Raw genomic sequence first — 25,478 nt, forward strand, 5'->3', positions numbered from 1 at the left:
ACTCAGAACGGGATTTCGTCGTCCAGATCATTGTCCGGCGGAGCATCCCAGCCGCCATTGCCGCCACCCGAACGACCGCCAGAAGCCCCGCCGGAATTCCCACGCGAACCGCCGCCAAAGCCGCCGCCCGAACCACCAGCAGAGCCACCACGGCTGCCACCGCCGAAGCCGCCGCCATTGCCCCCGCCATAGCCGCCACCATTGTCAAAACCGCCATCATCGCCGCCACCGCTGCGATTGCTGTCGATCAGCACCAGATCGCCACGGAACCGGTCAATCACGACTTCGGTCGTGTATTTTTCCTGACCGGACTGATCGGTCCACTTCCGTGTACGCAGCTCGCCTTCAATATAGACCTTGCGCCCCTTGCGCAGGAACCGCTCGGCCACATCCGCCGTCCGCTCGTTGAAGATCACCACACGATGCCACTCGGTGCGCTCCTTGCGCTCCCCGGACTGACGATCGTTCCAGGTGTCCGACGTCGCAACGGTCAGGTTGACGATCTTAGACCCCGACTGCGTGTTGCGGACTTCCGGATCCTTGCCCAGATTTCCGACCAGAATCACCTTGTTGACGCTGCCTGCCATTCCCGTCCCAACCAATTTTCTCGAATTGTTCTTTTCATACGTGCGTAAGTTCCCATCTAATGGGGAACAATCCAACGCCATTCAAGCGCGTTCGATCTCACAACTGCCTTTTCTCCACATTCCGGGGTCTCCGTGAGCTTTCCAGACAATCATTCGATCCGTGTCCGTGGGGCCCGCGCCCATAATCTCAAGAATATCGACGCCACGATCCCGCGGGATTCCCTGACGATCATCACGGGCCTTTCAGGCTCCGGAAAATCCTCTCTGGCTTTCGACACGATCTATGCCGAGGGGCAACGGCGCTATGTGGAAAGCCTGTCCGCCTATGCCCGCCAGTTCCTTGAGCTGATGGGCAAGCCGGACGTGGATTCCATCGAGGGTCTTTCCCCGGCCATCTCGATCGAGCAGAAAACCACGTCCAAGAACCCGCGCTCGACTGTCGGCACGATCACGGAAATTCACGATTACATGCGGCTGCTCTGGGCGCGCGTGGGAATCCCCTATTCCCCCGCGACCGGCCTTCCCATCGAAGCGCAGACCGTCAGCCAGATGGTGGACCGCATCATGGCGATGCCCGACGGCATGCGCCTGATGCTGCTCGCCCCCGTCGTGCGGGACCGCAAAGGCGACTGCAAGCGTGAACTGGCCGAGCTGACGCGTAAAGGCTTCACGCGCGTGAAGATCGACGGCGAACTCTACGAAATCGCCGAGGCCCCGGAACTGAACCGCAAGACGCGCCATACCGTCGAAGTCGTCGTGGACCGGATCGTCGTCAAGGAAGGCCTCGAATCCCGCCTCGCCGACAGTTTCGAGACCGCCCTCGAACTCTCTGACGGCCTGGCCTATGCCGAGGAAGTCAAACGTGCAGGCGAGAAAGAAGCCCCGGCGCATGTCGTGTTCTCGTCGCGCTTCGCCTGCCCGGTCTCCGGCTTCACGATTGAGGAGATCGAGCCGCGCCTGTTCTCCTTCAACGCCCCGATGGGCGCCTGCCCGGTCTGTGACGGCATCGGCACTGAAACCCATTTCGACGAAAACCTGATTGTCCCGGATGACAGCCTGACCTTGGCCGAAGGCGCCATCGCCCCTTGGAAGGGTGCGAGCACGGACTGGTATGACCAGACGCTCGCCGCCCTCGCCCGCCATTGCGGCGATGATATGCACACGCCCTGGTCCGACCTCCAGCCCGCTACGCGTGACCTCATCATCAACGGTTCGAAAGAGCCGATCGACATTCCCTATACCGATGGCGGGAAGGTCCATATCGTCACCAAGCCGTTCGAAGGCGTGCTGAAGAACCTGCGCCGCCGCATGGCCCAAACTGACAGCATGTGGGTCCGCGAAGAACTGTCGCGCTACCAGTCCGAAAAACCCTGCCATGCCTGCCACGGCGCACGCCTCAAACCCGAAGCCCTGTGCGTGAAGGTCAAGGATCTCAACATCGCCGAAGCCTCGGACATGCCGATCCGCAAGGCGCTCGACTGGTTTTCCGGCGTGGAAGCGACCCTCACGCCCCAGCGCGCCGAAATCGCCCGCCGTATCCTGCGTGAAATCACGGATCGCCTGCACTTCCTCGACGATGTCGGGCTGGATTACCTCACCCTGTCGCGCGGCTCCGCAACCCTGTCCGGCGGCGAAAGCCAGCGCATCCGTCTGGCGTCGCAGATCGGTTCGGGCCTGACCGGCGTACTGTATGTGTTGGACGAACCCTCCATCGGCCTGCACCAGCGCGACAACGAACGCCTGCTCGGTACGCTCGAACGCCTTAAGCGCCTCGGCAACACCGTCATCGTCGTCGAACATGACGAAGACGCCATCCGCGCCGCAGATTATCTGATCGATATGGGCCCGGGTGCGGGCAAGCTTGGCGGACAGGTTATCGCCGTCGGCACTCCCGCAGAAGTCGCCAAAAACCCCAACAGCATCACCGGCGCCTATCTGTCAGGCCGCAAGGTCATTCCCGTTCCGACCGAGCGCCGCAAGCCCAGCGGCATGCTCACCCTGCACGGCGCACGCGGGAACAACCTCAAGGATCTGACGGTCGATTTCCCGCTCGGCACCTTCATCGCCGTCACGGGTGTTTCGGGTGGCGGCAAATCCACGCTGGTCATCGACACGCTGTATAAGGCGCTGTCCCGCCAGCTCATGAAATCGAGCCAGACACCGCTCCCCTATGACCGTTTGGAAGGCGTGGACAATCTCGACAAAATCATCGAGATCGACCAGTCCCCGATCGGCCGCACCCCACGCTCCAACCCCGCAACCTATACGGACCTGTTCGCCCCGATCCGCGACTGGTTCGCCGAACTCCCCGAGTCCAAGGCGCGCGGCTACAAGCCGGGCCGCTTCTCCTTCAACGTGAAGGGCGGGCGCTGCGAAGCCTGTCAGGGCGACGGTGTTCTCAAGATTGAAATGCACTTCCTGCCGGACGTGTACGTGACCTGCGACACCTGCAAGGGCGCGCGCTACAACCGCGAAACGCTGGAAGTGAAGTTCCGCGGCAAATCCATCGCAGACGTCCTGTCCATGACCGTGGACGAGGCCCTGCCGTTCTTTCAGGCCGCGCCGAAGATCCGCGACCGTCTCGCCATCCTGCAACAGGTCGGACTGGGCTATGTCGCCCTCGGCCAGCAGGCCACCACCCTCTCGGGCGGCGAGGCCCAGCGCGTCAAACTGTCAAAGGAACTGGCCAAGCGCGCCACTGGCCGCACGGTCTATATCCTTGATGAGCCCACAACCGGGCTGCACACCGAAGACGTCCGCAAGCTGCTCGAAGTGCTGCACACCCTCGTCGATCAGGGCAACACGGTGCTGGTGATCGAACACAATCTGGAAGTCATCAAAACCGCCGACTGGCTGATCGATATTGGCCCCGAGGGCGGTGACGGCGGCGGTCAGGTCGTTGCAGCCGGAACGCCAGAAGACATCGCCGCGTGCAAAGCCAGCCATACCGGCCGCTTCCTCGCCCCGCTTCTGGACGCACCGGGCGCCAGACAGCCGCGCAAAGTCACGACCACCAAAATCACACAAGCCATGCTCGCCGCCAGCCTACCACCGCCAAAAGCCGAGCGCACAGCCGCGAGAAAGGCAAAAGCCGCTAAGGAAAAAGCAGCGGAAAAGACTCCCGAAAAGAAGCCCAGAGGCCGCCCCGCCGGGTCCCGCAACAAAACCAAAGCCTGAACCCGATTACGTCTTTCAGAATACGCTGAAAAGACAACAGATCATGATGCATGGCCTTTCCTCACTGAAGAGGCCACCCATCTGATCCCGACTTTGGACAGCAACCAACATCGTCGCTAGGTATGGTGCCCGGACGGTGGAGGGCTTGAGTGTGACGATCGAACGCAAGCAGACAGACAAACCAACCGCCCGGAAACGGGCGGACGCGATACGAGACTTCCGGTGCAAAAACCTCATCGTTGTTATCGAAGACCCGGAAAACCCACGAAATATTGGAACCGTCATCCGGAACGTGAACGCTTTCGGCGCAGAAAAGGTGTACGTCATCGACCCTCGTGGAGTTCTTTCGGACGACTGGAATGAATTGCGTACCGAACCAAAACTCTCGAAGCTATCAGTTTCCGCCGTCAAATGGACATTCGTAAAGCGCTTTGACAGCACAGAAGAGTGCCTCGCACATTTGGAAAAAAACCACTTCGTCTCGATCGTCACGTCACCCCATCGAAAGGGCATGTCCAATGTTTTGTTGGACGAAGGCGATTTTACCGAACATGCCAAACTGGCAGTCTGGTTCGGAAGTGAAACTAAAGGAATCAGCGACATTGCCGCCCAACGAAGCAGGCAATGTGTATCCATTCCCATGTTTGGAATGATCGAAAGTCTCAATCTGGGAACAAGTTCGGGAATTGTTTTGTATGAAATAACAAAACAACGTCGACAATATCAATCCCACAATAGGCTCCGCGCCTCTCGGGAAAATCTTAAAAACCCTACTCCCGCTTTGATCGTCGAGGAAAGTTAGGAGCCCTTTCAGCGAGAGTATCTTCTCTTCCCCGCCCGGCCACACTTACTTCTGCCGAACACCCAGATGCCCAACCTTTCGCGCCTGAGCCAGCGCTTCCTGACGCTCACGCTCGGCATAACGATGGCGCTGCTCTTCCGTCCGCTCGTTGTGGCAATGCGGGCACGACACACCCTGCACGAACAGCGGCGAGGCCTTGTCGTGCGCATTTAGCGGGCGACGACAGGCATGGCAGACATCATGCGTCCCGATCTCCAGCCCATGCTTCACCGACACACGCTGGTCGAACACGAAACACTCGCCTTCCCACAGACTCTCTTCCTCGGGCACGGTCTCCAGATATTTCAGAATACCGCCCTTGAGATGATAGACCTCGTCCACACCCTCCGCCCGCGCAAAGGACGTTGATTTTTCGCAGCGGATACCGCCCGTGCAGAACATGGCAATCTTCGGCAGACGGCCTTCCGCTTCCAGTTCCTGCCGCCGTTTGCGAAACCATTCCGGGAATTCACGGAAGGATTTCGTCTTCGGGTCTTCCGCGCCTTTGAACGTGCCGATCGCCACTTCATAATCGTTGCGCGTATCAATCAGGATCGTATCGGGGTCGGAAATCAGCGCATTCCAGTCTTCCGGCGCCACATACCGCCCCACGCCCTGAAGCGGATCGATATCCGGCTCGCCCATCGTGACGATTTCCTTCTTCAGCCGCACCTTCATGCGGCGGAACGGCAGTTCAGGCGCACGGGAGTCCTTGCTTTCCAGATCCGCACAGCCCGGAAGTGCGCGAATATGCGCCATCACGCGCTCGATGCCCTCATCCGTCCCGGCAATTGTGCCGTTGATCCCTTCGCGCGCCAGAAGCAGGATTCCCCTTATCCCCTCACGCTCGCACAATTCCAGCAACGGCCCGCGCAATGCGGCAGGGTCCACGAACGGCGTGAAATGATACAGCGCGACAATACGGATCGGCTCGAGACTATCGGACATGAGGCAGGCATCCGGCGACCGGGACCGCAGACACAGCCGCGATCGGATGAAAAAGACAGCCCCGGAAATATCAGGGCCAAAGCCTCGATACCAGCCCGAAAGGCCGCATGGACAGGCTGCTGCCCGGATGGCAGACAGGACATCTCCCGAACGGCCAAAGCAGACCGATGAAGATACCCGATGCCCTGCATCAGAGCCTCATACTTCTGAAGACCCATGCCTTTGTGCTCGGGATAAGCCTCTCACTTCTTCTGACGCTGGCCATCGGCCATGCCTGGACGGCACACAGAGCCTTCAGTCCGGACAGTTTCACCTCCGCAGACGATCCCTCCCTGAAAGCCCGCGTGGAGACCTGTCACATCACCCCGAAATTCATCTCCGTTTCCGGCTGGGTTCTGTCAGATCTCTGGCCCGGCCCCAAAGCGTCTTTCGTCCTCACGGCCGGAGACGGAGCGCAGGAAGTGTCCATTCCCTACAGGCTTCAGGAGCGACCTGACATCGCACACGCCACCCATACGGACGGCAATGCGTTTCACAACCGGTACGGCTTCACCGCCATCGCCCGCATCCCTGAGGGACTAACCCCAGACGTGCACCTGAACATCATTGCAGGACACACGCTCTACAGGATGTCGCATGTCTGCCGCACTTAAGCGCAACGGCGCCTTCATCGCCTTCCTTCTGATCGCGACCTTCTGGATCGACACCCATATCAACCGGTCGATCTTCATCGACAACGACATGTTCCGCCATGCCCTCGATCACCGGAGCCTGCTGTCCTTCCTGCGCATGCGTTACATGACATGGTCCGGCCGGATCGTCATCGAGGCCGCACTGGCGGAAACCATCCCCTATGCGCTCTTTTGGAAACTCCTCATCCCGTTCTGCACGGTTCTTCTGGCCTATGCCATCTGGTCCTGCACCCTGCGATCGTCCCTGAAACCCGCTTTCGGAATCCCGCTCGTCATGGGGCTCTTCCTGCTCCTCCCGCACGAGGTCACGGAGGAGTCCGTTTACTGGCTCTCAGGCTTCTACAATTACCTGCTCCCGGTCTCCTTCGCCTTTTTCTCGATCAGCGTGTTCCTGCGACAGGAGGAGGCTGGAAACATGCTGCGTTTCCTGTCGCTCGCAGCCCTGCCCATCGGCTGCTCGATCGAACAGTCCTCCCTGCTCCTACTGTTCTGCACAGCCATGTCCACAGCCCTGTCCGCCTTGGGCCGCCGAACGGTTTCTCTTTACAGCGCCCTCTACCTGACGCTCGCCGCCATCCTCTCAGCGATCGTCCTCGCCGCCCCCGGAAACGGCCGACGCTATGTCGCGGAAATCGGCAACTGGCTGCCGGAATTCCCCCAGTACAGCACCCTTCAGAAACTCTCCCTCGCCCTCGACCGCATCCACCGCACCAGCATCAGCCCGGACAACCACATCCTGCTCGCAGCCCTCGTGCTGTCCCTCTGCTTTCTGGCGTTCGTCAAACGGAACCAGGGCTTTCAGGATATGGCCGCCATGGGCGTGATGCTACTGGGTCTCCTGCTCATGCTTCCCACACAGCTGCTCGGGGCCGTGCGCTGCGACCGGTTCCTCTATGATCTGAACTGGGTCTCTCTCAACACCTATGTCGCGTTTTTCCTCACGCTGTGCCTGTTCGTCTCGATCCTGTGGTGCGCCCTGTCCCTGAAAAACGCCGCCACTCTCCTGTCCTTCCTGACCGGAGGGTTCATCATCACGCTCCTGACGGGCCTGTCCCCCACAATCTACGCTTCCAGCCATCGCATCCTGCTCGTGCTGGACCTAACGCTGCTCCTCTATACCTGCGGCCTGATCCATACCCTTCTGACGCAGACACGGGTGCGTTTCCTGCGGTAAAGGATTTCCCATGACCGAGAGCAGCACTCCCCACACCATTTCCCAAAAGGCCATTCGCGGCCCCTTCCTGACCTTCCATGCCGATCCCTTCACCACCGATCCCATGGACGCCCTGCATTACGAGTCCGACGGCCTGATCCTGATCGAAAACGGCCGCATCACCGCTGCCGGTCCCTGGGACAGTCTGCGCGACACAATCCCCACAGGCACACCCATCGACCACTACCCCGACATGCTCATTTCCGCCGGCATGATCGACACGCACGTCCATTACCCGCAGCTCCCGGTCATCGCATCCTATGGCGAGCAGCTTCTGGAATGGCTGGAACACTATGTTTTCCCCGCCGAAGCCCGCTACGCGGATCTGACTTATGCCCGCACTGTCGCGCGGCAGTTCCTGAACGAACTCCTGCGCGTCGGCACCACGACGGCCGCCGTGTACTGCACCGTCCACCCCCAGTCCGTGGACGCCTTCTTCGAGGAATCCGAACGCCTCAACACCTGCATGATCGCAGGCAAGGTCCTGATGGACCGTAACGCCCCGGAAAACCTGCGCGATACCGCCCAGAGCGGCTACGACCAGTCCGCGGACCTCATCGCACGCTGGCACAATCGCGGACGCCAGCTTTACGCCGTCACGCCCCGCTTCGCGCCCACCAGCACCCCCGAACAGCTCGATCTCGCAGGCGCCCTCCTCGCCACGAAACCCGACCTGTTCATGCAGACGCATCTGCTCGAAAACCGCTCCGAAATCGCCTGGGTCCGCGAACTTTTCCCCGATCGCAACTCCTATCTGAACGTGTACGACAAGGCCGGTCTCCTGCGCCCCCGCGCCATCCTCGCCCACGCCGTCCATGCCGAAGAAGCCGATTTCCAGCGCTGTCACGACACCGGCTGCTCCATCGCGCACTGTCCCGGCTCAAACCAGTTCCTCGGCAGCGGATCTTTCCCGCTTTTTGAAGCCCTCAAACCCGAACGCCGCGTGCGCGTCGGCATCGGCAGCGACATCGGCGCCGGGCCGTCCCTGTCGCTGCTTCAGGTTCTCTCCGACGCCTACAAGGTCGCACAAGGCCTCCAGACCAAACTCCATCCCGCACAGGGGCTCTGGCTCGCCACGGCGGGAGGCGCACAGTCCCTCGGCCTTCAGGACAGGATCGGCAGCATCCGGCCCGGCCTCTATGCCGATCTCTGCGTCTTCGATCCCGCCGCCACACCTCTGGGCCGCATCCGCGCGCAGACAGCCGAAACCCTCGCCGACCGCCTGTTCGCCCTCACCATGCTGGGCGACGACCGCAGCGTCGCCGCCACCTATGTCGCCGGGGAACTCCGCCACCAGCGCAACGCAACCTGACGCCACAAGCCCACACATTACAGAAGGAGCGATGTCATCTTTTGACACTGAATTTTTTCAAAATCGCGCGGCCATCTTAATTATTTATCAGTATTTCCACAGTCATACTGACAGCAGTATTTAACCTGCGAGAATACTCCTGGCTCACCCTCGGGCTCGCGACCTAAAAGCAGGACCCATGCACCGCTTCTCCTCATCCGCACAGGCCGTCCGATCCCTGATGTCCCTGACTGCGGTCCTGTCCCTCAGCACCCTTCTTCCAGACCACACCGCCCACGCCGCAGACAGCACAGCAGAGACGCCGCAGGTCACCCTCGGCAATGACGGCAACAGCAAATCCCTGTTCCGCACCCTCTTTGACGGACAGCGCGCAATCGGCACCGGTGGCATGACGTCTCTTGAAGGCTCAAGCGGCGGCGGCCTCGCAACCTGGGCCACCATCAGCGGCTATGGCAGCGACAAGAGCGCAGGCATGGCCTTTCACTACAGCTACGTGAACGTCACCAATTACTGGGACCAGAACGTCGGCGCCTCAATCGGTCTTTTCGACCGCGTTGAGCTTTCCTACACCCATAATTTCTTTCAGACCCGCGCCACAGGCGCCAAGCTCGGCATTGGCAACGGTTACCAGTTCGATCTCGACGTCGCAGGCGCGAAAGTCCGCCTTTTCGGCCATGTCGCCGACAATACCCTAATCCCACAAGTCGCCATCGGCGCCATGTACAAACATGATAGCGACAGCCGCATCATTCACATGGTCGGCTCAAAACACACCGATGGCGCAGACGCCTATCTCGCCGTCACCAAGCTATTTCCAAAAGTTGGCATCCTGATCGACACCACCGTCCGCTTCACCAAGGCCAACCAGTGGGGCATCATCGGCTTCGGCGGCGACCTCGACAACAATTACCACGCGCAGTTCGAAGGCTCTCTCGGCTATCTGCCGCCCTTTCTGCCCGGCCTCATTGTTGGCGTTGAATACCGCACCAAGCCCCGCAACCAGCGCTTCACCGACGAAAGCAACTGGTTCGACGTCTACACCAGCTATTTCATCAACAAGCACCTGAACATCACGCTCGCTTACGTGTCGCTTGGCACGATCGCGACGTTTAAAAACCAGACGGGCTTTTATTTTTCCGCTCAGACCGGGTTCTGACAAGGCGTTCCGGGCTCTGCCCGGACCCGGCAGGGATCTCGATCCCTGCACCCTGATTACACGAATCGGTGTCCAGAGGCCTCCGGCCTTTGGCGGGTTTCAGGGCAGAGCCCTGATCCCTCACCCCTCCCGGATACGCTCGTCGATCAAAGACTCACGCGGCACATCCGTCGCATGCGTTGCCTCGTGAATCGTCCGCTTCACATTGAAAATCAGATGCAGCGAAATCGCCGACAGCGATCCAAGCGTAATCCCGCTTCCAAAGACGATCTTCGCCCACATCGGAAACGTATCGGAGATATGCGGCTGCGCCGTCGCCAACATACTCAGTCCAATACTGGTCCCCACGATAATGACATTGCTCTGCCGGTTGAAATCCACCCGTGACAGCGTCTGCACACCCACGACCGCCACGGTCGCAAACATTGCCAGCGCAGCACCACCCAGAACCGGCAGCGGCACCGCAGCCACCAGCGCGCCCAGACGCGGCAGACACCCCAGCAGCATCATGATGACCGCCGCCGCCGCCACAACCCAGCGGCTCTTCACCGCCGTCATCCTCACCAGCCCGACATTTTCAGCAAAGCACGTATAGGGAAACGAGTTAAGCACCCCGCCCAGCATGGTCGCGATGCCATCGGCCCGAAGCGTGCGGGCGATATCTTCGGACGTGATCGGCTTGTCCACGATTTCACCCGTCGCATAGACGTTGCCGATCGTCTCGATCATGGAAATCGTCATGACGATCACCATCGACAGGATCGAGACCGGATGAAATGTCGGCATCCCGAAATAGAACGGATGCGTGATGGACAGGACCGGCGAGGACGACACTTCTCCGAAATTCGCATCGCCCAGTATCCAGGCCACCAGCGTTCCCAGAACCAGTCCGATCAGCACGGCAATCGTCGCGATAAATCCGCGAAACAGCCGCTGGATCACCAAAATGGACGCCAGCGTCCCCAACCCGTACCAGATGCTCCGCAACGGAACATGATCCTGCATGACGGACGGACTGGCCCCCGAGACGATATCATTCGCCGCCACCGGCAGCAGCGCCAAACCGATGATGAGAATGATGGACCCCGTCACGACCGGCGGAAAAAACCGCACCAGCCCGGCGAAATGCCGCGCCATCAGCAACGTCACGAATCCCGCCACGATGACCGAGCCATAAATGGACAGCAGCCCCGGCGTCCCGCCTCCCACGGCAGAGCCAATGGCAATCATCGGCCCCACGGCGGTGAACGTCACACCCTGCAACAGCGGCAGCCGAACCCCGACCGGCCCGAACCCTACTGCCTGAAGCAGCGAGGCAATCCCGCAGGTGAACAGATCCGCATCAATCAGATGGATCAGCGTCTCGCGCGGCAGATGCAGCGCCCCCGCCACAAGGATCGGCACAATAACCGCCGCCGAATAGAACGCCAGCACATGCTGCAACCCGTAGGCCCCAAGCCGCCAGACCGGCAGTTTCTCGTCAACGGGATGCAGACCGGTCATCGCGGCATTCTCGGCAGTCATGAAAAGCCCTCAGCTTCCGCGATAGGTGGAATATCCGAACGGCGCCGCCAGTAGGGGCACATGCGCATGGGCCTCCGCCGCCAGCCCGAACACGATCGGCACCACATCCAGAAACGGCGGATCAGACAGAACCTGGCCGCCTTTTCGGAAGTAATCGCCAATCCGGAATTCCAGACAATACGTCCCTTTCGAAACTGCAACATCCCGCAGTTCCGGGCAACGCCCATCTGCATTCGTCTGGCCTTCGAACAACACCCGATCCCCCTGCAACAAACGCAGGCTCACACCCGCGGCAGGCTTGCCAGACACCGTATCGAGAACATGCGTGGACAGAGAACTCATGCCGTCACCAGATCTTTCAGACGAAGCCCTGCAATCGCATCAATCTGCGCCAGCGCCTCGGTCAGTTCCTGTTCGGGAGTGCCAGAAAGACGGCGCTCCATTTCATCCATAATCACGGTCTTCGCTGCTTTTCCGGGTGCAGCGACCTTGCGCACGCAGATCACGAACGGCACGGCAAACTGCGTGCGATACGCGTCATTCAGCCCCCGGAACCGCTCATATTCCGCAGGCGTCAGCCGATCCAGCCCGGCGGACGCCTGTTCCGAGGCGGAATGTTCCGTCAGATCCGGATCAATCCCCGCCCGGTGCCCAAGCTCCGGATGCGCCCGCACCAGCGCAAGCTGCGCCTCCACGCCCGCAGACCGCACAACCTGCGCAAACGCGGACAGCATCGCATCCCCATCCACAAAAGGCCGCGCCTTCAACGCCCCTTCCGCCACCCAGGGCGAATGTTCGTAAAGCCCACCGAACCGGGCAACAAACGCCTCGGCCGATAGTGCATTGACGTCTGAAATCTTCATACCGGATGCACAGACTGCCAGTGCCGCGCAATATCCAGCCGCGTCGCCACCCACACGCCTTCGCGCTTCTGAATATGCTCCAGAAACTTCAGCAACCCCAGCGCCCGCGCTGGCTTACCCGCCAGACGGCAATGCAGCCCGATCGACATCATCCGTCCGCCCTCGCGATACAGCATGTCAAACGCATCGCGCAGATAGGTGAAGAACTGCTCGCCTTCCGTAAAACCGTTCAGTGCCGCGAACTTCATGTCATTCGCGTCCAGCGTATAGGGTACGATCAGCTGCGCCCGGCCATGGGTCCGATCGTAATACGGCAGGTCATCCGCATAGGAATCGGCGTCGTAAACAAACCCGCCTTCCTCCGCAATCAGACGCGCCGTGTTCGGGCTCGTGCGCCCCTGATACCAGCCCAGCGGCCGCTCTCCCGTCACTTCGGTATGCAGCGCAATCGCCTCGCGGATATGCGCCCGCTCCACGTCTTCGGGAAAATCCTGATAATCAATCCAGCGCAGACCATGGGACGCAATCTCCCAGCCGCTCTCCTTCATGGCCGCCACCGCATCCGGATTACGGGCCAGTGCCGTCGCCACGCCAAACACCGTCACCGGCATCCCGGCTTCATCGAACAGACGCCGCAGACGCCAGAACCCGGCCCGGCTGCCATATTCGTACAGGCTCTCCATCTGCGCACAGCGCGCGCCGATGATGGATTTCGTGCCCACCATTTCGGACAGGAACGCTTCGGACCCCGCATCCCCATGCAGAACCGAATTCTCCGCGCCTTCCTCGTAATTGATGACGAACTGCACGGCGATACGCGCGCCATTCGGCCATTTCGGATCCGGCGGCGTGCGGCCATAGCCGATCATGTCCCGCGGGTAGCTGTCCTGCGTCATGGGCGTCTCCCTTCTCAAAGAACCGGCGGATCGAGGCTGACGAGTTCTTCCGTATCATAGGCCAGAAGGCTCGCCAGATGCCTGTCGCCGTCCTCGACGAACAGATCGCGCGCAATGCCCCGCGCCAGCTTCTCCACACCAAAACGCATCCCGCTGATGGAGGCGCCAGAAAGCCCCATGCTCGGCATTGCCCCGAACGTGAAATTGTAGATCGCCGCCAGCATCGGCGCCTTCGGATCGGCCTTGTCTTTCGGCAGGAACTGGAACCGCGCACCCAGATACGGATGGCTCCCCAGAAGCGCACTGTCTTCCCCGGCAGGTGGCGTGAAATGATCGCGCCACAGCATCACCGAAGACGCAAAATCCCGCGTTTCCGGACGTTGCGACAGGTCGATCGTGAACCCCGTCCCGATGATCAGGAAATCGAAGCGCATCTCGCCCTGCGGCGTCGTCACCACGATCTCGTCGCCATCCATCCGCGTCGCCGTCCAGGGCGTTCCGGGATGAAAAGCGAAGTTCTCATGACGGCGGCAGCGCCAGAACGTGTCCTGCGGCGGCGGCTGGTTCAGGCTGTAGATCTGCCGCATGAAGCGCCAGCGCGTCAGATCCGGCAATTCCGAGAAATGCGCCAGAAAGCCCGCATTTTCCATCCAGCGATACGGATTGATGGCCGGGATTTTCGCCCGACGCAGGCACAGATCCACCCGCCCCGCGCCCTTTTCCAGAGCCGTCGCCGCATTATCGAACGCGGAGGCTCCGGCCCCTAGGACACCGATCCGCTTGCCCTTCAGCGCTTCGAAATCAATGTCTTCATGCGTATGGGCATAAACGGACTTCGGCAGTGTCTCGGAAATGAAGGACGGCACATGCCACGTCCCGCCGCCGTCAATGCCCGTCGCCAGAACCATCCGCCGCGCCAGACGCACCGTTTCCTGACCAGCCGCATTGCGGAATGTCAGCCGCAGCAGCCCCTCGTCCCAGCCGACATGCACCAGTTCCTGATCGTTCACGACCGGGATGTCGAGCGTCTGCCGCACCCAGTCCAGATAGGCCTGCCAGTCATGGCGGGAAATCTTGTCCAGATCCTCCCACGCCTGCGCGCCGTAACGCGCCTCGAACCAGGATTGCGGCGTGAGGCTGGGAATACCCAGATCCGGCCCCGTGACATGCCGGGGCGTGCGCAGCGTAATCATGCGCGCAAACGTCACCCACGGACCTTCGCCGCCTTTCGCCGCTTTTTCAAAGACCTGCACATTGGTCACACCCTGCCGCCGCAGACCGAAGCATGACGTAATGCCCCCCTGCCCCGCGCCGATGATCGCCACATCCAGAACCGCTTCCCCGTCACGATCCTGCGTCAGGCTCCAGTTTCCCGTCGCATAACGGATTTTCGCCAGATCCTCCCGCACACGCTCCGAAAGCGCAGCCAAAGCCTCCAGAACCGGAGCATCGACAGGAGAAACGGTGGATGTCATGTGGTCAAACCCCAAAGAACCGGCACGGACAGGGCAGTCTCCGGAGGGCGCCGGAGTGTCTTTCCGTATCAAAAACGACAGGTCACCTGTCGGGCGGGATAGTTTCACACCGCCTCAAGGTCGTATACTCCATAAAAACGCTCCTCCCGTTCGCAAAAAGAGAGCAGTTCTTCCATGCCTGTCTTCTCACGCTTCCTGCGCTACTTCCTCGCCGTCGCCCAGCACGGTTCCATCCGCCGCGCCTCCGAACATCTGCGCATCGCCGCCTCCGCCATCGACCGGCAGATCCTGCAGGGCGAGGAATCCCTCGGCACGCCCCTGTTCGAGCGCCTGCCCACCGGCCTGCGCCTGACCGCCACGGGCGAACTCCTTTATGCACATGGCAAGCAGTGGTCACGGGACCTGACCAATATGTGCGTCCAGATCGAAGATATGCGCGGCCTGCGCCGTGGGCAGGTGGATATCGCAGTCCCCGACGCCCTGACCCGTGGCTTTCTACCGCGCCTGCTCCGCGCCATGCGTACGACCCATCCCGGCATCACCATCTGCACCCATGTCCTCGACAACAGCCGCATTCAGAACACCCTGATCGACGGTTCGGTCGATCTCGCTCTGCTGCTCAACCCGACACACGCCCGCGGCCTTCTGGTTCGCGCGCACAAGGATTTTCCACTCGGCTTCGTCTGCCTGCCGAACCATCCCGTCGCCGAACGTAAAAGCGCCCGTTTCAGTCTGGCGATGAATTATCCCATGATTATGCCAGAGCCCCCGCTCGCCCTGCACCGCCAGATCGACATTCTACAGATCGAAAGCAATCTCAACATTCACGCCGCTGCCTCCTCCGACAATATCCAGATGATCAAGTCTCTGGTTCGCGAGGGCATCGGCCTCGGCATTCTCAGCGCACTCGACGTCATGGAAGAGGTCACACGCGGCGAACTGGCTTTCATTCCAATTTCCAACCACGACCTCGCCCCTCTGACGCTCGCCCTGTGCGTGGACCACTCCCGGCAGCTGTCCGGCGCCGCCCGACTGGTGATTTCCGAACTCGAAAAAGAGTTCCTCTCCCCCACTACACAGCCCCACCCCGCGACCTGATTTCCCGCCCCGAAAAACTGCGTCATACGGGAGACATAGACTGTCACATTTTTGCACCACCCTAAAAACGGCAATGCCCCGGCCTTCATTTTATCTTTGATGGAGATAGGCCATCCGTTTTACATCCACGTTTCGAATAAATACCGTTTCCAAAGTGAACCTTTTGGTGCGACAGACGCAGGAGCCCGGCAGCATGAAAGACAACCATCAGTCCCGCAGCTCCGGATCACGCTCCGGCTCACTGGGCTACAGACGTCAGCTGCTCGCCGTAACCTGTCTCGCCGGCAGCGTGCTTGCCGCCTTCGCAACGCCAGCCCGCGCCGCGCAGCCAACGAAACACCACACCCCCCGCCACCAGACCTCCAGCCGCAACGCTCCAAAAACAGCCCGGACGCCGTCGCGCACAGCCGCTGCACCGCGCGCACCCCATGCGCTTGATGCGTCTGCTGCCGAAACGGTTTCCGTCACGTCCTCGCGCCGCGCGCTGAACGGCGGCGGCGGTATGATGCGCGTCGAAACCGCCCCCCATGCCGTGCAGACCGTCACCAAGGAATTCATCGACATGCGCGCGCCGACCAGCACGGCGCTCGACCTGATCCAGAACCTGCCAAGCCTCAACGTTACGACGCCGGATTCGTCGGGCATGCAAGGCGGGCAGATCCAGTCCCGCGGCCTGACGGATCTCGATATGGGCCTTCTGGTGGACGGTGCTCCGGCAGCGGCGGCGAAATATCTGAGCGAGAATGTCGACTCCGAAAACGTCGAGAGTGTCAGCGTCACGCCCGGCTCCTCAGCCACGGATCTTCCCGTCATGTCCGCCGCCGGTGGCGTCATGAACGAGGAAACACGCACCCCGTCGCAAAAACGCGGCGGCCTGATCGACTTTTCCTACGGCACCAACAACCTGTCGCGCGAGTTCCTGCGCCTCGAATCCGGCGAAATCGGTCATAGCGGCGTGCGCGGTTATTTCTCGTTCTCCAACACCCATGCCCGCTCCTGGATGGGTGCTGGCACCAACCAGCGCAAACACATCGATTTCGGCCTCCAGAAAGACTGGCATAACGGCTCCAACGCCAAGTTCTTCCTGTCCTGGAACTCCGCCGACTTCGTCATCGACAACTACCCCACCTCCGACCAGTTCTTCCGCTACAAACACACCGGACAGGGCTATGGCCGGACGGACGATCGCAAGAGCAACAACTACTGGGGCAACAACAACGACCACTGGAACCAGATTTTCATCTCGGCCCCGGTTCATATCGTGCTCCCCTCGCACCTGTCGTTCGACATCCATCCCTATTTCAGCTTCGGGCAGGGCTGGGACGCCTCTCCGGGCGGCACGACGACCGATGCCGCAGGCGTTACGCGCGGCCTGACGAACTACTTCCTGCAAAACGAATACCGTTCGGTCGGAACGATCACGAAACTCAACTGGGAAATCGACCGGCACAACACGTTCTCGGTCGGCTACTGGTATGAAAACACCCAGACGATCCAGTCCTATCCCAGCAGCTACCAGATGGCGGACGGCAACGCGCCAAGCCCCAACTGGGCCGCGTACCAGATTTCCGCTGGCGACAAACAGACGGCCGGTTACGAAATCCAGTCCCTGTTCGTGCATGACACCGCCAAGTATTTCAACGATCACCTGACGGTGGATGCCGGGTTCAAGTTCGTCATGACGAACATCTGGAACAAGGACTATTACGGCCGTCAGGAAGCCAACCGCACGGCCCCGCTGCCGCAGCTTTCAATCGGCTACCGCATCAACAATCACCATCAGGTCTACCTAAACGTGGAAGGCGACTACCGTCAGCCCAGCGCGGTCGATCTCGGCTGGCTCTACACCAGCGTCGCCATCCCCAAGAACCAGTATTCCATCAAGGAAGAACTCGGCTATCGCTACCACGACGATTACATCGTCGCCGATGTCGCGTTCTTCAACTACAACCTCACCAACCGCATCGTGGACCAGTATGTCGGCATGAACAGCTACAAGCCGTTCAATATCGGCAGCCAGCAGATGCGCGGCTTTGACGTCATGATCGCCGGGCGCCCGATCCACGGCTTCAGTCCTTACGCCTCCGTCGAATATCTGCATGCCTCACAGGACAGCAACGTCTTCGATCCGTATCTGAACACGATGCTGCATTCCAAGGGCACGCAGGCCGTCATGGCCCCGCATGTCATCGCGAATTTCGGCCTCACCTACACCTATAAAGGCTTCTTCGCGAACGGCACCGTCCACTATACCGGCCCGCAATCCGTCAGCATTGCAGGCGACCAGCGCATTCCGGGCTACGTCACCGACACACTTTCGATGGGCTATCACTTCAAGCCCTTCATGTTCGCGCAGTCCCCGACCTTCCGCCTGAACTTCACCAACCTCACCGGCTCCATCGTCCGCACCGGCGCCATGGGCGCGGTCTATAGCGCCAAGGACCCAAGCACGGTCCATAGCGGCAATCTGGCGCCCTATACCGGCTACGGAAACTCTTTCATGGTTTCCCCACGCTTTTCCATGACCGGAACGATCTCCACCGCCTTCTGACCGGAAGGGACGGGGCACGCGCCTCGTCCCAAAACCACGTCTCCTCCGCTGCGTTCCCGCAACACGGCCCCACATCCCTGTGGAACGGAGGAGACCCCCCAATGCCCTTCGGCATGATTTCCAGAAAACAGTCCGCCAGCTCAGCCCTACTTTTCGGCACAGCGCTCGCATTATTCTCGGCAGCACAGGCTGCCCCGATCCCGACCGAACCCGCGCAGGACAACTCTGGCGTTACGATCATTCAGGGTTCGGATGCCGTGGCATGGCAGCCCGCGCCCGCCATGTTCCCGCACGGAACGAAAATCGCCATCCTGACAGGCGACACCACAAAACCCGGTCCCTTCACCCTGCGCGTCATGATGCCAGCCGGATCATTCATCCCGCCCCACACCCATAATCTGGACGAAATGCTGACGGTCATCAGCGGCAACATCCAGCATTTCGTGGGGCAGAACATCGACACAACACAGCAGCGCGCGCTCGGCCCGGGCGGCTTCGTCCATCTGCCGGTCAACGTCCCACACGCCATCAAGGCCGGACGTCAGGGCGCCGTCCTTCAGGTTTCGGGAACGGGCCCGTTCAGCATGGCCTACGTCAATCCGCAGGACGACCCGCGCAATACGGGCCGCTAAAGCCTTTCAGACGGCCCGAATATCGCGACGTCATTTCCCGATTGTCGAGAGCACGATGCCCGGCGTCAGGATCTGCGGCAATACAACGCCATCCTGATGCGGTGCATAATAGATATAGAACGGCACACCGTCGCGCCCATGCGCCTTGAGGAACGCACCGATCGCCGCATTACGGTTCGTCCAATCGCCCTTAAGGAACACGATCTTCCGGTCCCGGAACGCCTGCTGAACGGACGGCACATCCAGCGCCACACGTTCATTGACCATGCAGGTGATGCACCATGACGCCGTCATGTCGATGAACACCGGCTTGCCCTGCGCCCGAAGCTCGGCCAGACGCGCTTCCGAAAACGGCTCAATCCCGGAATCCGATGCACCCACAACCACAGGAACCGGCGCGGCCCGCAGCCCCTGCGCCAGCGCGCCCCCACACACCACAACACACAGCACGGCCACGATCCGGCAGAACGCCACTGTCCCACGGCCGCCTTCCAGCATGGACCGACGCTGCCCAACACCATAAATCCAGCCCGCAAAGCCCAGAAGCACAATGCCCCCAGCCGTCAGCGCCACAAACGTCACGCCCCGCTGAATTGCCGCCACCCAAAGCAGCCATACACAGGTCGCAAATAGCGGAAACGCCAGAACCTGCTTGAGTATTCCCATCCAGGCCCCCGGCTTCGGCATCCGCGACGCCACACCCGGAACCCCGGCCACAAGAATATACGGAAAGGCCAGCCCCAGCCCCATCGACAGGAACACCAGAACGCCCATCACCGGCGGCCCACCCAGAGCCCCAGCAATGGCGACCCCCATGAACGGCGCCGTGCAGGGTGTCGCCACAATAACCGCCAGCAGGCCCGTCATCATGTCCCCGCTCCGGCCGCCGCCTGTCTGAACCTGCCCCAGACGCCCGGCGCTGACCTCAAACACGCCGAGCAGGTTTAGCCCCATCAGGAACAATAGCCAGCACACGCCGACCACAAATCCCGGCGACTGGAACTGAAAACCCCATCCTGCCGCAGACCCGGCCAGACGCAGCCCGATCATGACAATGCCCAGCGCCGCAAAAGCCCCGGTCACGCCCAGCGTATAGAACAGCGCGCTCTGAAGCTGCGCGCGCCGTCCGGCACCGCCCATTTTCGCCAGAGACAGCGCCTTCATCGCCAGAACCGGAAACACGCACGGCATCAGGTTCAGAATCAGCCCGCCCACAAAAGCAAACAGCAGAACCCGCAGCCAACCAGCCCCGGTTGGCACATCCGAAGCCGGTGCCGCATCCGCCTGCACAGGAGCCGCAGCAGACGCCCCACCGACCGGGCGCGCCTCGATCTGCAACGGGCTTTCCTGCCCTGCCGCATCCTTGAGCACGACCACGCCCACAAGCGGCTTGTCCCGATGCGCGGATTTCAGGAATTTCAATCCAAGCGTCAACTGGCCGTCCGAAACATGCAGCTTCTGTTCCGCCACCTGATCGATCACGCCCCCATCCTGCGGCAGGAACCACGCCTGCGACACGGATGCCGCAGACAGCCCCTTGCCTGAGAGCGTCAACACACCATCGCCCGACACGCTGGCCGCAAACGGCGATGCCACCGGCGTGGCAGCCTCAGCCTTGCGGAACAGATCCGCCTGCGCGCCGCCTTCCGGCACATCGGCCGTGGAAGCCGGAAGCGTCAGCGTGAAATCACCGCTCTCGGGAATGCAGACCTGCGCGCAGACAAGCCATTCCGCATGAGCATGAAGCGTCGTCCCACCGGAACCTTTGAGAACCAGATCCTCCGGCAGCGTCACCTCATTGATATAAGCGTAGGACATGAGGCCGCCCTCGCTGATCCGCACGGGCACTGGCCAGTGGATCGGGCCGCCCTTGCCCGTCGCCCCGCCATCAGCCGTCACATCCAGCGTCGGCGTGTCTCCGGCATCACCCGGATTAATCCAGTAGGTGTGCCAGCCCGGCTTGAGCTGAAGCCGCAGCCCAACCCGAAGATGCTGGTCCGGCCCGACCGCATCGCGATCCGTGACCAACGTCGCGGTGTCGTTCGCAGACGCAACCGGCGCACTTTCCGCCGCCCGTGCGGACACGGAACCCAGACCCAGAACCCCTGCCAAGAGCAGGGCCGACATGCTGAACATTCGATGCAAGACAGGCTCATTCCACGTTTTCAGAAAACAGCCCTCACCATATCACTGACTGAAACGAAAAGCAGGACCCTTCCGGTCGTGAAACCGGAAGGCCCTGCAAACCCCGTGTTACGGGATCAGCTTCTCAGCCCGCAGCCGCGTGAACAGATCGGTGAAAGAGTCCGGCGTGTACTGATATCCCGCAAACCCCGCGAGGCGGCTTTTGCTGATATCCGTCACACATTCGACCGGCCGCCCCAGATCGGCATCCGTATGCCAGGCCGAGGCCAGCCGCTCGATCCGGCTCTCCGCAAGCCCGTATTTCGTGGCAATCCGCTCCCAGAGCTCCGCATCCCCGACAAGAGTCTCTTCGAGGGATGTCGCATCGCCGGGATACGGCGCCGCCTCGATTCCGAACCATTCCGCCAGACGCGGCCAGAGCCATTTCCAGCGAAACACATCCCCATTCACAATATTGAACGCCTGATTGCGTCCCCCCGCCTCGGTCGAGGCCCAGAAAAGCTGCCGCGCCAGTTGCCGCGCATCGGTCAGATCCGTTAAGGCGTTCCATTGCACGGGAGATCCCGGAAAAACGAAAGGCCGTCCCGTCTCGCGACAGATCGTCGCATAAACCGCCAACGTGCTGCCCATGTTCATCGCATTGCCAACCGCATAGCCGATCACGGTATGCGGACGATGCACACTCCACGAAAACCCGTGTCGTGCGGCGGCCTCATAAAGCGCGTCTTCCTGATCATAATAGAAATTCGGCAGATCCAGCCGGGGCGCGTCTTCGCGGAACGGCGTCACCGGCGGCTCACCGGACGCATAGGATTCAAACGGACCAAGATAATGCTTCATTCCCGTCGTCAGCGCCGCGTGAACCAGAAGCCCCGGCTCCGGCAGAGCGGCAAACACATTGCGGATCATCGCGGAATTGACGCGGCAGTTCTCTTCCTCCGTCTCCTGACGCAGCCAGGAGCAGAAAAACACATGGCTCGGCCGCAGATCCCGCAGCGCACGGGTCAGCGTCGGCAGATCCAGAAGATCGGCCTCAACCGGCAGCACGCCCGCCATATCATGACGCGGCCTGCGCGCCAGACCATGCACGGTCCAGCCTTCGGCCACGAGACGCGCCGCAATGTTCTGGCCAACAATCCCGGTCGCCCCGACGACCAGCGCGGTCCGAGCTGAAACCATGGCAGGAACAGAAGATGTCATGGGATTTTTCCTTTGCAGAAAACAGGGTCTGCTCCACATCTTGGAGACGATCAGCATTTCCACCAGACGGCACCTTTTCGTGCCCTGGTGACCAAAAGGTTCCCACTTCATGACCCCGCCACTGCCCGAACATTACCGTCAGGCGCCCTTCGCCGAAGACTGTGCGCCCCGCCGGATCCTGAGGCTTTTCAGCGGAAAATGGACCACCATGATCCTGCACACGCTGCATCTTCTGGGCGGCACGGCCCGTCCCGGAAAGCTCCAGCGCAGCATCCCCGGCCTGTCGAAAAAAATGATGACCCAGACCCTGCGCGAACTCGAAACGCAGGGCCTCATCCGCCGCAACGTCCGCCAGATCATGCCGCCCCATGTCGATTACAGCCTAACGGATCTGGGGCAGACCTTCGTGGAACCGGTGGAGCTTCTCTATCACTGGGCCATCAGAAACGCCGAGGCTCTCGACCGGCTGATGCCCGACGATAGACCCCTTTCCGAATAAAACACCCACAGGAAGAGGGGTAGGACAGAGGCACCCCCCTGTGCCATGTTCGCACCTAACAACCGCCCTCGGCGGACCACCCGGCGCGGATATCAGACCGCAGCCCAGAACGCGTAATCTCAAGGACCCAACAGACCGATGCCGTCGATCCCCCGTCCCGATCCGTCCGCCTCACCCCGCCCGCGAACCGGACGTGCCGTCCTCGGCCTCTTCCTCTTTCTGCTCCTGGGTTTTCTGGCGCCCGCCCTTCCGGCAAAAGCCGCCGACAGCACCCATCCCCTCAGCCAGCAGGAAGCCCAGCAGCTCCTCAACGTCCTGAACAACCCCAAGGAACGGGACGCCTTCACCCACACCCTCGACCTGATGGCCCGCGGCCTTCCAGTCGCAGCCTCACCCCCTGCCACAGCCCCCGCAAAAGCCGCACCCGCCAAAACCGTCGCTGATGTGCCGCCCGACATCCATACCGGCCTGAGCAGCATCCGCCTTCAGGCCCTTGGCTATCTGCATAATTTCCTCGATCTGTTCAGCGACCTCGGAATCGTTGGCCGATGGGCTCACACGACCCTTGCCTCCCCCGATACCCGCAGCACAATCCTGCATGCCTTCGCAGGCGGCATCGTGGTCATGCTCTGCGGCGTGGCCCTGGAGCGGATCGTCGCCTTAAGCCTGCATAAACCACTGGTCCAGCTCACGCAGAACGCCGAAAACCGCGAACAGCGCAACACCGTCGCGAACGAAGACGCCGCAGCGCATGACCCCATCGTCGATGGCTCCAGCGAAACCCGCGCCGCCGACCAGCGACGTCAGGTCGAAACCCTGCGCTTCCTGTCCCGCGTCCCCTATGCGCTCGGACATTTCGCGCTTAAAGCCATCCCGGTCCTCGTTTTTCTGGCCGTCGCCTATCTGGCCGTTCTGGTCCTCCCCTGGAGCACCAAGACCGACAACGTCATCATGACGCTCGCCAACTGCTACGCCGCCGCCCGGATTCTCTATCTTTTCGTCGAAACCGGATTCGCGCCCCGCTCTCCCACGATCCGCCTCCTGCCCGCTACGGACGCCACCGCCTTCCTGCTGACCCGCTGGTGGAACGTGCTGGTCGCAGCCCCCGCCATCGTCTTCTGCCTGTCCACACTGGGCAGCCAGTTCAATCTCTCGCCGCGCGGCACGGATGCGATGATCCGCGGCATCATCCTGATCGAACACATCCTGATCGCCGTCTTCATCTGGCGGGTCCGACACCTCGTTAGCAGCGCGCTTCAGCCGCGCGCCGTCCCCAACACCGCGATGTGGACCTTCATTGTCGCCATCACGCGCCTGTGGTGGGTCCCGGCCATGTTCCTCGATGCGTCCCTCTGGATCGTCTGGGCCGCCCATCTTCCGGGGGGCTATCGCTGGATTCTCGACACCACCGGCATCACGATCGGCATTCTCGTCGCATCCCGTCTGATCGCCGTGCTCGCCTACGGCCTTCAGGACCGCTTCTTCCGCATCAACCCCGTCCTGACCGAACGCTTCCCCGACATCCAGAAACGCGCCGACCGCTACTACCCCTTCGCCCGTCGCATCCTGACCGGCGCCATTCTCTTCCTGACCCTGATCGCCATGACCGAAGCCTGGGGACTGCCCACGTTCGGCTTCTTCATCAAAAATGCCGTCGGCCGCCATCTGCTCGACGCCGTCCTGACCATGCTGGTCGCCCTGAGCATCGCGGTCACGATCTGGGAAATCATCAACGCCTTCCTCAGCCAGCAGCTCACACGATTCGAGAGTTCGGACCAGTTCGCCCGTGCAACCCGCCTGCGCACGGTGCTGCCCATCATCCGCACCGTCCTGCTGGCCATCATCATCATCATCGTCGCGGTCACGACACTCTCGCAGATCGGCATTAACGTCACCCCGCTGCTCACCGGCGCTGGCATCATGGGTGCGGCCATCGCTTTCGGTTCGCAAAGTCTGGTCAAAGACTTCATCACGGGCTTCTTCATGCTCGTCGAAGACGCCATTCAGGTCGGTGACTGGGTCACGACCGGCGGTGTTTCGGGAACGGTGGAAAACCTCTCGATCCGCACCGTAAAAGTCCGCGACATCAACGGCGATCTTCACATCATCCCGTTCTCGTCCGTCTCCTCGATCGCCAACACCGCCCGCGGCTACAATCAGGTCATCGTCAAACAGCAGCTCGACCTGTCCGAAGACCTGCCGCGCGTGACAGCCATCATGACGAAAACCCTCAAGGAAATGCGCGACGATGCGGTCTTCGGCCCCATGATCCTGTCGGACTATAACGATCTGGGCGTGGACAACAGCGACAGCGGCGGCGCCACCCTCCTCGGCAGCTTCCGCACGGCACCAATGATGAAATGGAAGGTCAAACGCGAGTTCTACCGCCGCATCACCAACCAGCTCGCCGCCGCCAGCATCAAATTCTACACCGGCACGTCCTACTTCACGACACCGCCCGGCAACGCCATGCGCATCACCACAGATGCCCCGCTGCCCATCCCGGCCAACGACGCCCCCGGAAACAACGCACCCGGTCAGGCCTGACCCCCCAACCGGCTCCTCTCAGGAGCCGGTTTTTTATTGCCGGGAAGCCTAACCCTTAATCATTTAAATAAAGTCTTGCATTGTCGTGCGGACAGGCTCATTCTGCCCACACATTATCGAGA

General features: G+C 61.2%; 20 protein-coding genes. 11 read left to right on the top strand and 9 right to left on the bottom strand.

The genetic code is table 11. The features are described 5' to 3' along the window. Positions 1–2: 2 nt before the first annotated feature. On the bottom strand, positions 3–587 hold the full coding sequence (gene ssb / locus HKD28_RS04285) for a single-stranded DNA-binding protein (protein ID WP_194261122.1): 585 nt from the start codon (positions 585–587) through the stop codon (positions 3–5). Between the two features lie 132 nt (positions 588–719). On the opposite strand from ssb, the gene uvrA reads away from it, so the two are divergent. Both uvrA and HKD28_RS04295 read left to right on the top strand, forming a co-directional pair. Continuing rightward, complete coding sequence (uvrA, locus tag HKD28_RS04290; RefSeq protein ID WP_194267100.1) at positions 720–3,764, top strand: excinuclease ABC subunit UvrA; 3,045 nt, start codon at positions 720–722, stop codon at positions 3,762–3,764. Between the two features lie 151 nt (positions 3,765–3,915). After that, the gene (locus HKD28_RS04295) at positions 3,916–4,566 is read left to right on the top strand and encodes a TrmH family RNA methyltransferase (protein WP_211586757.1); all 651 of its coding nucleotides are present in this window, start codon (positions 3,916–3,918) and stop codon (positions 4,564–4,566) included. Positions 4,567–4,611: 45 nt separating this feature from the next. Here the strand turns inward: HKD28_RS04295 and trhO are convergent, their stop codons facing one another. After that, positions 4,612–5,553 (bottom strand): oxygen-dependent tRNA uridine(34) hydroxylase TrhO, encoded by a 942-nt coding sequence (trhO, locus tag HKD28_RS04300; protein ID WP_194267103.1) that lies wholly within the window; start codon positions 5,551–5,553, stop codon positions 4,612–4,614. A gap of 167 nt (positions 5,554–5,720) precedes the next feature. Between trhO and HKD28_RS04305 the strand changes: the two genes are divergently transcribed. From HKD28_RS04305 to HKD28_RS04320, 4 genes are all read left to right on the top strand, one after another. Further along, positions 5,721–6,206, top strand: coding sequence for a hypothetical protein (locus HKD28_RS04305; protein WP_194267104.1), 486 nt, complete (start codon positions 5,721–5,723; stop codon positions 6,204–6,206). Continuing rightward, positions 6,190–7,419: a DUF6056 family protein gene (locus HKD28_RS04310; RefSeq protein WP_194267107.1), complete on the top strand. Its 1,230-nt coding sequence runs from the start codon at positions 6,190–6,192 to the stop codon at positions 7,417–7,419. The genes HKD28_RS04305 and HKD28_RS04310 overlap by 17 nt, the downstream gene beginning before the upstream one ends. Before the next feature lie 10 nt (positions 7,420–7,429). Next, positions 7,430–8,770: a guanine deaminase gene (gene guaD, locus HKD28_RS04315; RefSeq protein ID WP_194267110.1), complete on the top strand. Its 1,341-nt coding sequence runs from the start codon at positions 7,430–7,432 to the stop codon at positions 8,768–8,770. A 178-nt stretch (positions 8,771–8,948) separates the two neighbouring features. Next, complete coding sequence (locus tag HKD28_RS04320; RefSeq protein ID WP_194267113.1) at positions 8,949–9,926, top strand: DUF3034 family protein; 978 nt, start codon at positions 8,949–8,951, stop codon at positions 9,924–9,926. A 120-nt stretch (positions 9,927–10,046) separates the two neighbouring features. Here HKD28_RS04320 and HKD28_RS04325 read toward each other — a convergent pair whose 3' ends face one another. The 5 genes from HKD28_RS04325 to HKD28_RS04345 are packed head-to-tail and all read right to left on the bottom strand — an operon-like array spanning position 10,047 to position 14,684. Continuing rightward, a complete protein-coding gene (locus tag HKD28_RS04325) occupies positions 10,047–11,450 on the bottom strand; it encodes a nucleobase:cation symporter-2 family protein (RefSeq protein WP_194267116.1) in 1,404 nt (467 codons plus the stop codon). A gap of 9 nt (positions 11,451–11,459) precedes the next feature. Then, complete coding sequence (uraH, locus tag HKD28_RS04330; RefSeq protein WP_086649290.1) at positions 11,460–11,792, bottom strand: hydroxyisourate hydrolase; 333 nt, start codon at positions 11,790–11,792, stop codon at positions 11,460–11,462. After that, positions 11,789–12,313, bottom strand: coding sequence for a 2-oxo-4-hydroxy-4-carboxy-5-ureidoimidazoline decarboxylase (gene uraD, locus HKD28_RS04335; protein WP_194267119.1), 525 nt, complete (start codon positions 12,311–12,313; stop codon positions 11,789–11,791). Before uraD ends, uraH begins: the two co-directional genes overlap by 4 nt. Continuing rightward, a complete protein-coding gene (gene puuE / locus HKD28_RS04340; RefSeq protein WP_194267122.1) occupies positions 12,310–13,209 on the bottom strand; it encodes an allantoinase PuuE in 900 nt (299 codons plus the stop codon). The genes uraD and puuE overlap by 4 nt, the downstream gene beginning before the upstream one ends. A gap of 14 nt (positions 13,210–13,223) precedes the next feature. Further along, complete coding sequence (locus HKD28_RS04345; RefSeq protein ID WP_194267126.1) at positions 13,224–14,684, bottom strand: SidA/IucD/PvdA family monooxygenase; 1,461 nt, start codon at positions 14,682–14,684, stop codon at positions 13,224–13,226. A 174-nt stretch (positions 14,685–14,858) separates the two neighbouring features. Here HKD28_RS04345 and HKD28_RS04350 point away from each other — a divergent pair, with 174 nt between their 5' ends. From HKD28_RS04350 to HKD28_RS04360, 3 genes are all read left to right on the top strand, one after another. Continuing rightward, positions 14,859–15,782: a LysR family transcriptional regulator gene (locus HKD28_RS04350; protein WP_194267128.1), complete on the top strand. Its 924-nt coding sequence runs from the start codon at positions 14,859–14,861 to the stop codon at positions 15,780–15,782. A gap of 193 nt (positions 15,783–15,975) precedes the next feature. Beyond that, complete coding sequence (locus tag HKD28_RS04355) at positions 15,976–18,333, top strand: TonB-dependent receptor (protein WP_194267131.1); 2,358 nt, start codon at positions 15,976–15,978, stop codon at positions 18,331–18,333. 101 nt (positions 18,334–18,434) lie between these two features. Then, entirely contained in the window at positions 18,435–18,965 is a 531-nt protein-coding gene (locus tag HKD28_RS04360; protein WP_235993290.1) for a cupin domain-containing protein, read from the top strand. Between the two features lie 30 nt (positions 18,966–18,995). Here the strand turns inward: HKD28_RS04360 and HKD28_RS04365 are convergent, their stop codons facing one another. Further along, on the bottom strand, positions 18,996–21,092 hold the full coding sequence (locus HKD28_RS04365) for a protein-disulfide reductase DsbD family protein (protein ID WP_235993291.1): 2,097 nt from the start codon (positions 21,090–21,092) through the stop codon (positions 18,996–18,998). 126 nt (positions 21,093–21,218) lie between these two features. After that, on the bottom strand, positions 21,219–22,310 hold the full coding sequence (locus HKD28_RS04370; RefSeq protein ID WP_235993292.1) for an SDR family oxidoreductase: 1,092 nt from the start codon (positions 22,308–22,310) through the stop codon (positions 21,219–21,221). Between the two features lie 109 nt (positions 22,311–22,419). Between HKD28_RS04370 and HKD28_RS04375 the strand changes: the two genes are divergently transcribed. Together HKD28_RS04375 and HKD28_RS04380 are read left to right on the top strand one after the other, a co-directional pair. Then, positions 22,420–22,809 carry a winged helix-turn-helix transcriptional regulator gene (locus tag HKD28_RS04375; RefSeq protein ID WP_194261107.1) on the top strand — a complete coding sequence of 130 codons (390 nt, stop codon included), beginning with the start codon at positions 22,420–22,422 and terminating at the stop codon, positions 22,807–22,809. 138 nt (positions 22,810–22,947) lie between these two features. After that, complete coding sequence (locus HKD28_RS04380; RefSeq protein WP_194267150.1) at positions 22,948–25,356, top strand: mechanosensitive ion channel family protein; 2,409 nt, start codon at positions 22,948–22,950, stop codon at positions 25,354–25,356. Positions 25,357–25,478 lie beyond the last annotated feature (122 nt).

This window comes from Gluconobacter cadivus, from assembly GCF_015244745.1.
Taxonomy (GTDB): Bacteria; Pseudomonadota; Alphaproteobacteria; order Acetobacterales; family Acetobacteraceae; genus Gluconobacter; species Gluconobacter cadivus.

Coding starts and splice junctions, on each gene's coding strand:
- ssb (WP_194261122.1), bottom strand. CDS start 587: ATGGCAGGCAGCGTCAACAAGGTGATTCTGGTCGGAAATCTGGGCAAG.
- trhO (WP_194267103.1), bottom strand. CDS start 5,553: ATGTCCGATAGTCTCGAGCCGATCCGTATTGTCGCGCTGTATCATTTC.
- HKD28_RS04305 (WP_194267104.1), top strand. CDS start 5,721: ATGAAGATACCCGATGCCCTGCATCAGAGCCTCATACTTCTGAAGACC.
- HKD28_RS04310 (WP_194267107.1), top strand. CDS start 6,190: ATGTCTGCCGCACTTAAGCGCAACGGCGCCTTCATCGCCTTCCTTCTG.
- guaD (WP_194267110.1), top strand. CDS start 7,430: ATGACCGAGAGCAGCACTCCCCACACCATTTCCCAAAAGGCCATTCGC.
- HKD28_RS04320 (WP_194267113.1), top strand. CDS start 8,949: ATGCACCGCTTCTCCTCATCCGCACAGGCCGTCCGATCCCTGATGTCC.
- HKD28_RS04325 (WP_194267116.1), bottom strand. CDS start 11,450: ATGACTGCCGAGAATGCCGCGATGACCGGTCTGCATCCCGTTGACGAG.
- uraH (WP_086649290.1), bottom strand. CDS start 11,792: ATGAGTTCTCTGTCCACGCATGTTCTCGATACGGTGTCTGGCAAGCCT.
- uraD (WP_194267119.1), bottom strand. CDS start 12,313: ATGAAGATTTCAGACGTCAATGCACTATCGGCCGAGGCGTTTGTTGCC.
- puuE (WP_194267122.1), bottom strand. CDS start 13,209: ATGACGCAGGACAGCTACCCGCGGGACATGATCGGCTATGGCCGCACG.
- HKD28_RS04345 (WP_194267126.1), bottom strand. CDS start 14,684: ATGACATCCACCGTTTCTCCTGTCGATGCTCCGGTTCTGGAGGCTTTG.
- HKD28_RS04350 (WP_194267128.1), top strand. CDS start 14,859: ATGCCTGTCTTCTCACGCTTCCTGCGCTACTTCCTCGCCGTCGCCCAG.
- HKD28_RS04355 (WP_194267131.1), top strand. CDS start 15,976: ATGAAAGACAACCATCAGTCCCGCAGCTCCGGATCACGCTCCGGCTCA.
- HKD28_RS04360 (WP_235993290.1), top strand. CDS start 18,435: ATGCCCTTCGGCATGATTTCCAGAAAACAGTCCGCCAGCTCAGCCCTA.
- HKD28_RS04365 (WP_235993291.1), bottom strand. CDS start 21,092: ATGTCGGCCCTGCTCTTGGCAGGGGTTCTGGGTCTGGGTTCCGTGTCC.
- HKD28_RS04370 (WP_235993292.1), bottom strand. CDS start 22,310: ATGACATCTTCTGTTCCTGCCATGGTTTCAGCTCGGACCGCGCTGGTC.
- HKD28_RS04375 (WP_194261107.1), top strand. CDS start 22,420: ATGACCCCGCCACTGCCCGAACATTACCGTCAGGCGCCCTTCGCCGAA.
- HKD28_RS04380 (WP_194267150.1), top strand. CDS start 22,948: ATGCCGTCGATCCCCCGTCCCGATCCGTCCGCCTCACCCCGCCCGCGA.